The following is a 12,872-nucleotide window of genomic DNA, read 5'->3' on the forward strand; positions in this document are numbered from 1 at the left end:
CTGACCCAACTGGCAGAATCACCGCGAAAACGTAAGCGACAAATGGCTGTATCGGGGAAAACATGTTAGCGCATATGGGGCAAAGCCCTTGCATCGAGCGGCGTTTCAGCAGAAGCGAATGCGCAGCATTCGCGCACGCCGCGACAATCTGTGCCCCGCAGGGGCACTCTTTTTGGGAGGGCGGACGCCCGACCTGCACCGTGTCAGTTTATGGCAACGGTGCAGAATTATACAAACGCGCTTGCCCATTGTCCAAAAATGAGCATTTGCAGCGACAAAAAGCCGCTTCGTGACCGTCTCTATCCATAACCCAGGCGGCCTTTGGAGATTATTCCAGGCCACGAGTGCACAGAGCTTGTGAATAAATCTACTGTGCAGCCCATGGGCGGCGTTGCAGGCTCATTTGCTCCTCGCAATCTGCTTGATATGTCTCGTCGCTTATTCGCCTGTGCCTTGCCCATGTGCTTGCTCGCGACGATTTATTCACAAGCTCACACAGCTTCTTCAATCCATTCATGCAGCCCAGACGAGAACAACCATGAGAAAGCCACTGCTCCTTCTGATAGCTCTTTTGCTCACCAGCTCCGGTTGCCAGCATATTCATACCGCGCAAGCTCCCTTTGCCGAGGGGGTTGCAGTTTATCAAGAGCAACCACTCCCATCCTCAGAGAGGGTTGTTTTGCAACCGATCGAAAAGGTTGTGGTCGTAGAACCGATCAACCCGATTTACGCTGCGCCAGCGCAGGTTGTGGTTGAATATTCCCGTGTTGTAGAACCGCCTCCCCAGGTGATTATTGTGGAGCCAGGGCATTATGGTTATCCACAGCAGGCATACCCCTCTGCGCATCGCCATGTACCCTTGCAACCACCACGGGATGAGCAGCATCGGCACCATCGTTCGGCACATGCTCCAACCGAACACAGATTGCCGCCAGCAGTGTCGCCAGCGCAGTTTCGCGGTGAACAGCATTCCCATCGGCCTGCCATAGGATCCGCTGTCCCGTTCAGACCGGAAAACCATGCCCGTCCAGCAATAATACCCGCTTCTGTCTCCAGGCCGGAGCAGCATGTACGTTCTGCAGGGTCACCCGCTCCTCATTTTCGCCCGGAGCAGCCAGCACGTTCTGCAGCATCACCCGCTCCTCATTATCGCCCGGAGCAGCCAGCACGTTCTGCAGCATCATCCGCTCCTCATTATCGCCCGGAGCAGCCAGCACGTCTTGCAGCGTCACCCGCTCCTCATTTTCGCCCGGAGCAGCCAGCACGTTCTGCAGGGTCACCCGCTCCTCATTTTCGGCCGGAGCAGCCAGCACGGCCAGTTGCTGCCAGTACGCATGCCACCCATGTCGCGCACAACAACGGACCCAGGGGAGCGGCAGCGCCGAATCATGGCGAGCGTTTTGATCCACGCAGAAAGGCTGAATAATCCGCAGCCAGCGTTCACAAAGCTTTAGTGGGGGGCAGGATCAACAGCAGCGTATGATTTTGTTTCTGCCCCCCTTGCCATAACGGGCCTCTTGCCGTTCCTGGATAAATTCCGCTTCGCTGAGGATCGGTTGTCCAGGATGTTGTTGTTGGCGGTGGGCAACATAGAGCTGATAGTCAGGCAGGCCGATCATTGCGCGTGCCATCTCCTTGAGCAAAGAGTAGCAGTTATTTACCAGCAGGGCGGAGGAGCGTAGCCAGGGCATTGGATTTACCTTGCGGAAAGTGGTTGTGCCAAGATGGCTTCGGTTTCACGAGTGGTCACTTGTGGGGCATTTTTGGCCAACCAACAGGTGCGCAGACCATAATAGAGAATGACCAGGACAAAGAGCATAAAAAAGAGGGTCAAAAAGGCATCGATGCGGTCATTGAAGATGATCTGTTGCATCTGTTCTTTGGTTTTGGCGGGTGCCAGGATGATACCTGCATCGAGTGCGGCTTGAAATTTGGCCGCATGCGCCAAAAAGCCGATTCTGACCTGTTCATGAAACAATTTTTGTGCGGCAGCGCTGAAGGTGGTAATCAACAGCCAGGTCATGGGCAGGGCAGTCACCCAGGCATAACGCTCTTTTTTCATTTTGAAGAGCACTGCAGTGGCCAAAATCAGGGCCACGGCGGCCAACATTTGGTTGGCGATGCCAAACAGAGGCCACAGGGTATTGATGCCACCAAAAGGATCGGTGACCCCTTGATAGAGGAAGAAGCCCCAGCCGCTGACACAAATCAGGGTGGCCAGCAGATTGGCCGGGAGAGAGGCGGTATCCCGCAAGGGAGCATGCAGCAGACCCAAGAGATCCTGGAGCATGAAGCGTCCCGCGCGGGTACCGGCATCGACGGCGGTAAGGATAAACATTGCCTCAAAGAGGATGGCAAAGTGATACCAGAAGCCCATCATGGCCTTGCCGCCCAGCAGGTGGGAGAAGATTTGTGCCATGCCGATGGCCAATGTGGGTGCGCCGCCGGTTCGGGAGAGGATGGTTTGTTCGCCCACATCCTGGGCGGCCTGCACAATCATCTCCTGGGTTACTACAAATCCCCACTCGGAGATGGTGCGTACAGCGCTTTCTACGGAGCCGCCGAGAATAGCGGCGGGGCTGTTCATGGCAAAATAGATGCCTGGTTCGATGCAGGCGGCGGTAGCCAGGGCCATCAAGGCGACAAAGGATTCCATCAACATGGCGCCATAGCCGATAAAGCGAATATTCAGCTCGTTATCGACCATTTTGGGAGTGGTTCCCGAGGCGATCAGCGAGTGGAAGCCGGAGACGGCGCCGCAGGCGATGGTGATAAAGAGAAAAGGAAAGAGTGAACCGGCCCAGACAGGACCGCTGCCATCGCTGAAACGGGTGAGTGCTGGCATTTTCATCTCTGGGGCAACCAGGACGATGGCGATGGCCAGGGCCAGAATGGTACCAATTTTCAGAAAGGTGGAGAGATAGTCGCGGGGGGCCAACAACAGCCACACCGGCAACACCGAAGCGATGCCGCCATAAAAAATCAGCATCCAGGCCAGTTGTGAGCCGCTAAAGGTAAAGAGTGGTGCCAGAGTAGGGTGCTGGGCAATCTGTCCGCCCCAGAGGATGGCGGCCATGAGCAGCACAAAGCCCAACAGCGAGACTTCGCCGATGCGCCCCGGTCGCAAATAGCGCAGATGCACTCCCATATACAAGGCGATAGGGATGGTTGCGGCGACGGTAAAAGTTCCCCATGGGCTGGCTTCCAGGGCTTTGACCACAATCAGCGCCAACACAGCCAGCAGGATGACCATGATCATGAAGGTGCCAAAGAGGGCGGCCATGCCTGGGATGGCGCCCAATTCGCTTTTGATCATCTCTCCCAGAGATTTGCCATCGCGGCGCATGGAGAGAAAGAGGATCATCGAATCTTGGACGGCACCGGCCAGCACCACTCCGCAGAGCAGCCACAACATGCCGGGATAATAGCCCATTTGTGCCGCCAGGACCGGTCCGACCAGAGGGCCTGCACCGGCAATGGCAGCAAAATGGTGGCCAAACAAAACGATGCGATTGGTCGGCACATAGTCGAGGCCATCGTTGAGACGCACCGCAGGGGTCAGGCGTTGGCCATCCAGTTCCATCACGCGCGTAGCGATAAAGCGGCTATAAAAGCGGTAGGCGATCATAAACACCGCCAGGGTGACCACCACCATCCACAAGGCATTGATACGTTCGCCTTGTTGCAGGGCAATGGTCGCCAAGGCAAAAGCCCCCAGCACCGAGACTCCAGCCCAAAGCAGACTATTGACAAATCGGGACATGCGGCACCCCCAGAATATAAGGCACAGAAGCGAAAGAGAAGCACTCCCTTGTTTTTAGAACCGACTTGTCGATGCAGCAAGGAATTTTCGCATGCCAAACCTATTTGAAGGTAGGCGGTGAATTCTCCGCGTATCTCAGTTCGTGGACAAAATGTTTAAGAAGTTCCCTCCGCAGAGACCCGCGGCAGCAGGTACTCCTGTGTCTGGTGTGGATGACGAAGCAGTTGACGCGATGAGAAGGTTATGGCATGTCAAAACAAAAAGTAATAACGCAACTATTCACCACCTAAAACAACTATTGGTACAGTTATGGCACCTCCCTGGTATAGTCCAGAGGCAAACCCATGGAGATAAAGTTGGCGAGACAGCATGAACCTGAATAGTTGCATCATAACATCGATAATGGCTGCCAACATGGCTGCAATTTTTTGTTGACTAAACAGGATAAAGTTGTTACCGTTAAAACATACTCGCTGGCAGCGTGACTGTCGGTACAAAGGCCGAAACGGAGTACTCTGAATCGGCCTTTGCCTTTTTGGGGAGGATTTTTTATGAAAACTATAGTTTACGTAGATGGGTTCAATCTTTACTACAGCTTGTTGAAAGAAAATCCACAATTAAAATGGCTACACATAAAACATCTTTCCGTTAACTTGCTTGGACCAACTTTTACGATAACTTCTGTAAAATATTTTACGGCACGTGTTCATGGTAAGTTTGATCCGTCAGCACCTGCACGGCAACAGACCTATTTCAAAGCTCTCAAAACCATACCAGAGGTTAATATACATCTTGGAACTTTTTTAACCTCAAATAAATTTGCTGGTTTGGTGCATCCCCCTGATTTTAGACCTCAAACAAATATGCCAACACCTTGGCCGAATGTTGTAAGGATAGTCAAAACTGAAGAAAAAGGCAGTGATGTGAATCTGGCAAGTCATCTTCTTCTTGATGCTTTCAAAGGAGCATTTGATGTGGCGTGTGTCCTATCCAATGATAGTGATCTAACTGAGCCCATCAAGATAGTTACTCAAGATTTCGGAAAAAAAGTTGGTCTTCTCACTCCAGCTAAATTTCCCAACCAGAAGTTAAAGGAAGTATCCAGTTTTGTGAGACACATACGAAAAAATCACTTGACTGCTTCACAATTTCCAAACCCTTTGCAATTACCGGATGGCTCCTTTTTACAGAAACCATCAACATGGCAATGAAAATATTTTGTTTCATTGTTTATGGTTGCACAAACATGGCGACTGATGACTATTTGTTATTATCCAAATAATCAGCCACTGCCTGAATCATCCGGCGTTGTTCAGGCAACTGTTCGGCATGGTTGTAAGCAGCACGCAGAGGATTTTTTTCTGAATGCGCCAGTTGACTTTCAAGCGCATCTCTGTTGCACCCAGTGCGTTCAGGATGGTGGATGCCAACGTAGAGCTCCCTATTTTTTAAGAGGAAAAGGCTCTATTTACCGCAGCCACCATCTCTCCATCTATTTCGCCGCGCTCCACCATGGAGGTGAGAATCTCCAATACCTGAGAGTGGGGCAGGGGTTGCCGATAGGGGCGCTCTTCTGTCAAGGCTTGATAGATGTCCAAAACGGTGAGCAGGCGCGCCTGCGCTGGTAAAGCGTTGGCCGTAAGAGCATAGGGATAGCCCTGACCGTTCAGCTTTTCATGGTGATTGGCCGCCCATTCGGTGATGGTCGCAAAACCGGGGATCCCCTCCAGACAACGGCGGGTATAATAGGTGTGTTCCGCCATTTTTTGTCGTTCCGCCTCATCCAACTTGCCCGGTTTATCGAGAATCGTGCTGGGGATGGCCAATTTGCCCACATCATGCAGAGCGGCGGCAATACGCAACATGGTCTTTTCATCCTCGGGCAGGGCAAACCAATCGGCCATGACAGCGCTCTTTTCCTCCAAACCACTGGAGTGACGTAAAGTAAACCGGGATTTGGCATCAATAATCCGGCTGAAAACACGTGACAGGCGCAAAATTTCCGACCACTGCTGCTCTATGGTGATCTCCGGCATCTCTGCAGCCAAAGCCCGGACAATAAAGGGATCCTGCATGTCCAGCCAAAAAGCGGTCGAGCTGGCTACCTCCTGGAACATCTCCAGCAAACGGGGGGAAAATGTAGTCCCTTTATGGCTGGCCAAAAAGCTGTGGACCCGCTCGCGACTACCCGCTTCGGAAAAACAACAAACCAGATCGGTATAATCTGCCAAGCCGACCATCTGTGCCATCAAGGGAATCTCCTCCCCCCGCAGCGCAAAAAAACCTGAGCCGTCCCAATGTTCATGATGGTAGCGGACCACATCGCGTATCTCTGTCTGAAAGGGAAATGCTGCAATATTGGCCTCCCCTATCAGACAATGTTGCGGATCATTTTCGATATGGCGCAAACGTTGCTCAGGATGCAGTTGGCGGGTGAGGCTCTCTTCGGCCAAACCATTGTCATGCAGCAGCGAAAAGGCAGCGATGTCAAACAACTCCTGTGCCGAAAAATCAGCCAGTTTTCCCAAACGCATCGCCAAATAGGCTACCCGTCGCCCATGGTGGCTGCGTACTCCCAACAATTCGCTCTCCACACAATCCAATGCCAGCGATAAGCCTGACAAAAATTGATTGAGACTGAATTTCAAAGCGGTTCTCCCTGTTTATTGAGTGAGTCAATCCATCCCTTGACCAGATTCAATCATGGCAAAATTGCGCAAAGTCTATAAATAACCGATATATTGGAGTAAGCCAATTTTTTCTTTCTGGTTGCTTGTAAAACAGTGCAAAAAGAGCAGCAAATGTGCTATCCATACTCTGGCGGATGGGGGGGATAAGTTGGCCATCCTACTGGCTTTCAATAAAAAATTGCTGCTTGACGGTCAATCACTTTGCAACCACCGTGGCTCCTTTTCCTTGTCTTGTTTTGCTCTGGGCTGCTTTCGGCATTGCCGCTGCATGCGGATGGTGGCACGCTGCAAAAAATCAAAGAAAACAAGGTCATCACCATTGGTCATCGCGAATCCTCGCTCCCTTTCTCCTATTATGGTGCCAATCAGGAGGTGGTTGGCTATTCGCACACCTTTGCACTGAAAATTGTTGAGGCGATTAAAAGCCGTCTCGATCTTCCTGATTTGAACGTGCGTCTCATGCCGGTCACCTCTGCCAACCGCATTACCTTGGTGCAAAATGGCACGGTCGATATGGAGTGTGGCTCCACCACCAACAATGCCGAACGGCGCAAGCAGGTAGCCTTTTCCAATAGTCTGTTTGTGGTCAGTACCCGTTTTATGACCCGCAGCAACTCAGGTCTGCTCGATTTTCCCCATTTGGCTGGAAAAACAGTGGTCACCACTGCTGGCACCACCTCGGAACGGCTGTTGCGGCGCATGAACGATGACAAGCAGATGGGCATGAATATCATCAGCGCCAAAGATCATGGCGAGGCTTTTTTGACTTTGGAAACCGGACGGGCTGTGGCTTTCATGATGGATGATGCTCTGCTCTATGGCGAACGGGCCAAGGCCAAAAATCCCCAGGATTGGATGATTGCCGGACCGCCGGTGACCTTGGAGGTTTATGCCTGCATGTTGCGCAAAGATGATCCTGATTTCAAGCGTCTGGTCAATGCCGTGATCACCCGCATGATGCTCTCTGGCGAAGCGGAACGCATCTACAACAAATGGTTTACCACACCCATTCCGCCCAAAGGTCTCAATCTGGATTTTCCGCTCTCGGAACCGATGCGCCTGCTTTATGAGGATCCCAACGACATCTCTTTTGATGGTGATGGGCAGGAGAGTCACTCTGCAGGCTCTGCTCTTGCAGCGGGCAAAGGCTATCAATGGAATTGGCAGGTGCTCTTGAGCAAAACTCCAAGTGGTGGCACCTATCTGGATTGGCTGTGGGAGGGATTGCGTTGGACGGTATTGCTCTCTTTGAGCTCCTGGTGTGTAGCGTTGTTGTTGGGGATATTTTTGGGAGTTTTGCGCACGGTCAACAGCAAACCGTATCTGGTTTTGTTTGCCAAAGCCTATGTCGAGCTGTTTCGCAATGTGCCGCTTTTGGTGCAGCTTTTCACCTGGTATTTTGTCCTGCCGGAGCTGCTGCCCGATGTTTGGGGTGATGCGATTAAACAGTGGCATCCGCTCTGGCAACAATTTTTTGCTGCCTGGCTCTGTCTCAGTCTTTTTACCGCCGCCCGCATTATCGAACAGGTGCGTACCGCCATTGAATCCCTGCCGCCTGGCCGCAAAAATGCTGGTCTCGCCCTGGGGATGAATCTGCCGCAGGTTTATCGTTTTGTTTTGTTGCCGGTTGCCTTGCGCATCACCTTGCCGCCTTTGACCAGTGAATTTTTGAACATTTTCAAAAACTCGGCAGTCGCGACCACCATTGGTTTGGTTGAACTCTCTCGGCAGGCGCAACAGTTGGTCGATTATACCGCCCAGCCTTATGAGGCATTCATCTCCGTGACTGTGCTGTATCTGTTGATCAATGTGTTGGTGATGCTTGCCATGCGTCGTTTGGAAAGTGTTGTGCGCATTCCCCGCTTTACCAGCGGAGGCAAAACATGAGCGTATTGGAGGGAAATTATCTGCTTGCCAACCTGCCTGCCCTGATGAGTGGTCTGGCTTTGACTGCCCGCATTACCTTGATTGCTGTGGTATTGGGCATTGCCTGGGGAACCGTGCTGGCGCTGGCTCGTCTGTCTCAGAATAGAATCTTGGCATGGTTTGCGACCTTCTATGTCAATCTGTTTCGTTCTGTGCCCTTGGTGATGGTTATTCTCTGGTTTTTTCTCATCGTGCCGCAGTTGATGCACGCTCTTTTCGGCAATGCGGTCGAAGATATTCGCTTTACTTCGGCTTTGGTAGCCTTTTCCCTTTTTGAGGCTGCCTACTATTCGGAAATTATGCGTGCTGGCATTCTCAGTGTTTCGCGTGGGCAATTTGATGCCGGTTTGGCTCTTGGCTTTACCCGCCAAGAGACCTTGCGCATCATCATTCTGCCGCAAGCCTTCCGCAACATGTTGCCTCTGCTGTTGACCCAGGCGGTCATTCTGTTTCAGGATACCTCTTTGGTCTATGTGATTGGATTGTCCGATTTTTTTGGTACCGCCCACAAACTGGGTGATCGGGATGGCCATTTGGTCGAAATGTTGCTGCTGGCCGGGCTCATCTATTTTTTGATCAGCTTTTTGGCTTCCCAACTGGTTGCCCGTCTGCAAAAGAGGAGGATCCGGTGATCTCCATCCGCAACGTTTCCAAATATTATGGTGCATTTCGTGTGCTTTCCCAATGCAGCGTCGCAATCAATCCCGGCGAGGTGGTGGTGGTGTGCGGTCCTTCGGGATCAGGCAAATCCACCCTGATTAAATGTGTCAATGCTTTGGAACCCTTCCAGGAGGGGGAGATTATTGTTGATGGTCAGTCGCTGCATGATCCGCGTACTGATCTGACCCGTTTGCGTGCCCGTGTCGGCATGGTTTTCCAACATTTTGAACTGTTTCCGCAAATGACGGTGTTGGATAATCTTTGTCTGGCTCAGGTCAAGGTGCTCAAACGTTCCCGTGAGGAAGCCGAAGAGAAGGGTATGCGTCTTTTGGATCGGGTGGGGTTGCGGGAACATGCCCTGAAATATCCTGGACAGATTTCTGGTGGTCAGCAACAGCGTGTTGCCATTTCCCGTGCTTTGTGCATGGATCCCATCTGTATGTTGTTTGATGAACCGACCTCTGCCTTGGATCCTGAGATGATCAATGAGGTATTGGATGTGATGGTTGAATTGGCCAAGGAGGGGATGACCATGATGTGTGTCACCCATGAGATGGGTTTTGCGCGTCGGGTTGCTGATCGGGTGATTTTTATGGATCAAGGGCAGATTCTTGAAGATCGCCCCAGTGCTGATTTTTTTGCTGCTCCACAAACTGAAAGAGCAGTCCAGTTTCTTTCCCGTCTGCTCTCCCGCTAATTTTACCTGTTTTTCTTTCTCTTGTGCCACTCCCTCTCATCCCAAGACAAGAGGGAGCGGACAGTCGGCTGTAACCTTATGCAGAGGTTGCAACCGCTTTCATATCGGCAACGGATTGTGTTGGGGTGTGAAAGTGCATGTGCTCGACACGGGCTGCAGAGGCGACTTTTGCGACGGCAGCAGCGGGTGCATGGTTTTTGCTGAGAGGCCGTTGTGGGCGGTTATAGGCGCTGAAGGAGAGACGCAACAGCACTCCGATCATGGCAATGCTGACTGCCATGCCTGCCAATAAGGGTAAATAGCCTTGCAGTTGCAGGCGCGCCATGACCGCAATGGCAAATAGAGCCACCAGGGCCATCAATACACGATGTACGGGACGAATGGATGAGATTTTCATAATCTGCTGCTCCTTATAAGGAATGAAATGGTTAACTGGCGAACCTTGTCCAAAATGGGAGTGTTCGTTGCCATTCCTTACATCAGGAAACATGCCAGCAGGGTTGTTGCCAGATAATCTAATATTTTTAACAGGTTATCGTTTGCAGATTCTCTGTGCCAGGTTGTTCGTTTTGCTGCAGGAAAATCGGATGTTTGCGGGATGTTGAGTTGTAAGTTATTGTAAATAGGCTCTCTTTATTTGCTTGCAGCAATCTGTTGGCTGCAGCATATGCTGCACCCGTATTGCTGTTGGTGTTGAGCTTTTTCGACTGCATCTCATTGAGGAGTGTTTGTGTATGACTTTTTGCTACCGATCTCTTGGCTGTCTGCTGCTATTTTTGTTGGGGGTATTTTTTTTGCCAACCGGGCTGCTACAGGCCAGTGAACAGGCCAGCAGGCAGAGTGCTGTCAGCGTTGCCAGTTTTGATTGTGGCAAGGCGCAAACAGGCATTGAAAAATTGATTTGTTCTGACTCCAAACTGGCTGCGGCAGATTTGGCTTTGGGGGAGAGGTACAGTCAGGTGCGGCGTGCAGCCGCAGATAAGGAGGCTGTGCAGCGGCAACAGATGCAGTGGTTGAAACAGGTGCGCAACCAGTGCAGTAGTGTGCAGTGTTTGTTGCAGGTTTATGAGCAGCGTTTACAGGAGTTTTCGGATGGTGCAGTGGGGCAGAGTGCGGCACCCTCTTCGCTTTTTCCTGCACTCTATGTAGGTGGTTTTACGGGCAAAGAGCAGTTGCGTTTTACTGCTGATGGGCAACTGTTTACTGAAGAGGGCGAAGCCGGGCGTTATGAGGTAGATAGTGTCTCCCCATGGCCAGATGCTCGCTATCCGTTATTATTGATCCAGACAGAGGATGGCAAAAGGGTGGAGCGGCACTGCAAAGTGCAACCGGACAGGGTTCGTTTGTTGTGTGACGATGGGGGAACGCTGGCTGCGGAATATATTCGTCAAGGTGTTGCACCAGCAGAGGTTTTGCCCATGGCACAGCGTTGTGATGCGGAGCAGATCTATTTGGATGTGATGGCAGCCGCCCGCAGAGCCCGTCCCGAATGGGAATTGAAAGGGTCAACGCACATAGAGGAGGATAAGCCGGGCCATTGTTTGATTTCGCTTTATTATTTGCACAATGGTCAAGCTATCGATCTGTCGGCCTCTTATGATTTGCGCAGCCGACCATTGCGTTTGCAGATAGTGCCACAGATGAAAAAATAATGGTGAACTATTCACCACCAAGAACAACTGGGGGTCCAGGGAGGGCACCTCCCTGGTGGAGTCCAGAGGCAAAGCCTCTGGGAATTTATCTTTTATCTTTTGCTTTTTATCTTTTATCTTTTATCTTTTGCCTTTGGCGCGCTTTTCAAACTAAGCCGACGCGCTTTTTGCGTCGGCGCAGCGCGCCTAATGGAAGCAAGCTGTGCGGATTGGCGCGTATTTTTGCGCCAATTTGCACAGCATCCCCATGGGGGTAGAGCTGGCGAGCCAGCACAAACCTGAATAGCTACAAATAACGAAAGCCAGCACAACCTCCATTTTCCTCACTTTTTCACTCATGGCAAGCGCATTTGCCAGTTTCCTCACTGTTGCCACAAGCGAAACTGTGCATGTCGGGCGTCCGCCCTCCCAAAGAGTGCCCCTTCGGGGCACAGATTGGTGCGGCGTGCGCGAATGCTACGCATTCGCTTCTGGTGAAACGCCGCACATTTTCAGCAGGGCTTTGCCCTGCACCCACCAGGAGGAGATAATCTCCTCCTGGACCTCCATAATAGTTTTCTGATTTTTACCCTGCTTTTTCACTTGCTCCACAACGCCGCAGAGGGGATGATACCCTGTACTGGTCACAGCTTGCCCTCGGTGGTGCAAAAGATACTCTCTCTTGCAAATGGTTAAGGAGTCTTCTCTTTGTTCAAAATAATATGGATGCTTTTGTTGCTTGTTCCCGCCACGGTACAGGCTGTGGGTACGGTGGCTCCGCCCTGTCTGGGCAAAAGTCAGCTTGCTGCTGCCGAAACATTCTACAAGCGCTATTCTGAGTTTTATCTGCAGGATCCCAAACAACTGCGCGGTTTGGTCACGGCGGGATTGCTGTATGGGCTTGCTCAGGAGTACCAATGCAAGAAACAAGGAGAGCTGTGTGCCATCGAAGCCGATCCCTGGAGCGGCGCCCAGGATGGCGAGATCAAAAAACCGATCTCCTTTCGACTGCTCTCTGGTGACAACCGATCAGCCACGGTCGCCATGCACTATCTCTTTGTCATGGATGGCAAAAAAGAGAAACAGTCGGCCACTTTGCAACTGGAGCGCAACAATCCCAACGCTTGCTGGCAGGTTGCAGATATAGTTTCAGCAACGGGCAGCTCGTTGCGGCAGCTTTTACAGACCACGCAGAGCGATGCCGATGAGAGCCCCTTGCCACCACCGGGCAGCAACCAAGCAACCTCGGTGACAGATTAATCACAAGGTAACAAGGGTGCCTGCCAAACAGCGCAGCAGCCATTGCTATAAGACGGCCGTTCGTCTGTTTGCGGCAAGGGTGCCTGCCATAGGCCGGGTGCAGCCCAGGTCAATCATATTTGCTCATTTCCTCACTGTTGCCACAAGCGAAACTGTGCCTGTCGGGCGTCCGCCCTCCCAAAGAGTGCCCCTGCGGGGCACCGATTGTCGCGGCGTGCGCGAATGCTTCGCATTCGCTTCTGGTG

At 51.9% G+C, this 12,872-nt stretch carries 13 protein-coding genes and 1 pseudogene; 7 read left to right on the forward strand and 7 right to left on the reverse strand.

From position 1 onward, the window contains the following. Positions 1 to 664: 664 nt before the first annotated feature. Genes EJP87_RS18455 through EJP87_RS08615 form a run of 4 tightly spaced genes read right to left on the reverse strand, consistent with a single transcriptional unit; the run spans position 665 to position 3,763 of the window. Entirely contained in the window at positions 665 to 970 is a 306-nt protein-coding gene (locus EJP87_RS18455) for a hypothetical protein (RefSeq protein WP_130471456.1), read from the reverse strand. 34 nt (positions 971 to 1,004) lie between these two features. Further along, positions 1,005 to 1,409, reverse strand: coding sequence for a hypothetical protein (locus tag EJP87_RS08605; protein WP_130471457.1), 405 nt, complete (start codon positions 1,407 to 1,409; stop codon positions 1,005 to 1,007). Positions 1,410 to 1,466: 57 nt separating this feature from the next. Next, on the reverse strand, positions 1,467 to 1,691 hold the full coding sequence (locus EJP87_RS08610; protein WP_130471458.1) for a YbdD/YjiX family protein: 225 nt from the start codon (positions 1,689 to 1,691) through the stop codon (positions 1,467 to 1,469). 5 nt (positions 1,692 to 1,696) lie between these two features. Then, positions 1,697 to 3,763, reverse strand: a complete 2,067-nt coding sequence (locus tag EJP87_RS08615) for a carbon starvation CstA family protein (protein ID WP_130471459.1) — start codon at positions 3,761 to 3,763, stop codon at positions 1,697 to 1,699. A gap of 551 nt (positions 3,764 to 4,314) precedes the next feature. Between EJP87_RS08615 and EJP87_RS08620 the strand changes: the two genes are divergently transcribed. Beyond that, positions 4,315 to 4,974, forward strand: coding sequence for an NYN domain-containing protein (locus EJP87_RS08620; RefSeq protein ID WP_130471460.1), 660 nt, complete (start codon positions 4,315 to 4,317; stop codon positions 4,972 to 4,974). 87 nt (positions 4,975 to 5,061) lie between these two features. Here EJP87_RS08620 and EJP87_RS18820 read toward each other — a convergent pair whose 3' ends face one another. Further along, a complete protein-coding gene (locus EJP87_RS18820; RefSeq protein ID WP_265332116.1) occupies positions 5,062 to 5,193 on the reverse strand; it encodes a hypothetical protein in 132 nt (43 codons plus the stop codon). A gap of 18 nt (positions 5,194 to 5,211) precedes the next feature. Next, positions 5,212 to 6,411, reverse strand: coding sequence for an HD-GYP domain-containing protein (locus tag EJP87_RS08625; protein ID WP_130471461.1), 1,200 nt, complete (start codon positions 6,409 to 6,411; stop codon positions 5,212 to 5,214). Positions 6,412 to 6,684: 273 nt separating this feature from the next. Between EJP87_RS08625 and EJP87_RS18985 the strand changes: the two are divergent. The 4 genes and pseudogenes from EJP87_RS18985 to EJP87_RS08640 form a co-directional block, all read left to right on the forward strand. Then, a pseudogene (locus EJP87_RS18985) lies at positions 6,685 to 7,548 on the forward strand (glutamate/aspartate ABC transporter substrate-binding protein); the annotation flags it as partial. A gap of 72 nt (positions 7,549 to 7,620) precedes the next feature. Next, entirely contained in the window at positions 7,621 to 8,340 is a 720-nt protein-coding gene (locus tag EJP87_RS18990) for an amino acid ABC transporter permease (protein WP_420886852.1), read from the forward strand. Beyond that, a complete protein-coding gene (locus EJP87_RS08635; protein ID WP_130471462.1) occupies positions 8,337 to 9,011 on the forward strand; it encodes an ABC transporter permease subunit in 675 nt (224 codons plus the stop codon). Before EJP87_RS18990 ends, EJP87_RS08635 begins: the two co-directional genes overlap by 4 nt. Beyond that, entirely contained in the window at positions 9,008 to 9,736 is a 729-nt protein-coding gene (locus EJP87_RS08640) for an amino acid ABC transporter ATP-binding protein (RefSeq protein WP_130471463.1), read from the forward strand. Before EJP87_RS08635 ends, EJP87_RS08640 begins: the two co-directional genes overlap by 4 nt. Positions 9,737 to 9,812: 76 nt before the next feature. On the opposite strand, the gene EJP87_RS08645 is transcribed toward EJP87_RS08640, so the two are convergent. Further along, a complete protein-coding gene (locus EJP87_RS08645) occupies positions 9,813 to 10,133 on the reverse strand; it encodes a hypothetical protein (protein WP_130471464.1) in 321 nt (106 codons plus the stop codon). A 337-nt stretch (positions 10,134 to 10,470) separates the two neighbouring features. Between EJP87_RS08645 and EJP87_RS08650 the strand changes: the two genes are divergently transcribed. After that, positions 10,471 to 11,388, forward strand: a complete 918-nt coding sequence (locus EJP87_RS08650) for a lysozyme inhibitor LprI family protein (RefSeq protein ID WP_130471465.1) — start codon at positions 10,471 to 10,473, stop codon at positions 11,386 to 11,388. Positions 11,389 to 12,102: 714 nt separating this feature from the next. Beyond that, the gene (locus EJP87_RS08655) at positions 12,103 to 12,627 is read left to right on the forward strand and encodes a DUF3828 domain-containing protein (protein WP_227657542.1); all 525 of its coding nucleotides are present in this window, start codon (positions 12,103 to 12,105) and stop codon (positions 12,625 to 12,627) included. Positions 12,628 to 12,872 lie beyond the last annotated feature (245 nt).

It is taken from the genome of Candidatus Magnetaquicoccus inordinatus (assembly GCF_004217665.1).
In the GTDB taxonomy this organism is placed as follows: Bacteria; Pseudomonadota; Magnetococcia; order Magnetococcales; family Magnetaquicoccaceae; genus Magnetaquicoccus; species Magnetaquicoccus inordinatus.

Bases quoted from the DNA above. Each gene is read 5' to 3' on its own strand.
- EJP87_RS18455 (WP_130471456.1), bottom strand. From the start codon at position 970: ATGCTGTTCACCGCGAAACTGCGCTGGCGACACTGCTGGCGGCAATCT.
- EJP87_RS08635 (WP_130471462.1), top strand. From the start codon at position 8,337: ATGAGCGTATTGGAGGGAAATTATCTGCTTGCCAACCTGCCTGCCCTG.
- EJP87_RS08620 (WP_130471460.1), top strand. From the start codon at position 4,315: ATGAAAACTATAGTTTACGTAGATGGGTTCAATCTTTACTACAGCTTG.
- EJP87_RS08615 (WP_130471459.1), bottom strand. From the start codon at position 3,763: ATGTCCCGATTTGTCAATAGTCTGCTTTGGGCTGGAGTCTCGGTGCTG.
- EJP87_RS08610 (WP_130471458.1), bottom strand. From the start codon at position 1,691: ATGCCCTGGCTACGCTCCTCCGCCCTGCTGGTAAATAACTGCTACTCT.
- EJP87_RS08645 (WP_130471464.1), bottom strand. From the start codon at position 10,133: ATGAAAATCTCATCCATTCGTCCCGTACATCGTGTATTGATGGCCCTG.
- EJP87_RS08650 (WP_130471465.1), top strand. From the start codon at position 10,471: ATGACTTTTTGCTACCGATCTCTTGGCTGTCTGCTGCTATTTTTGTTG.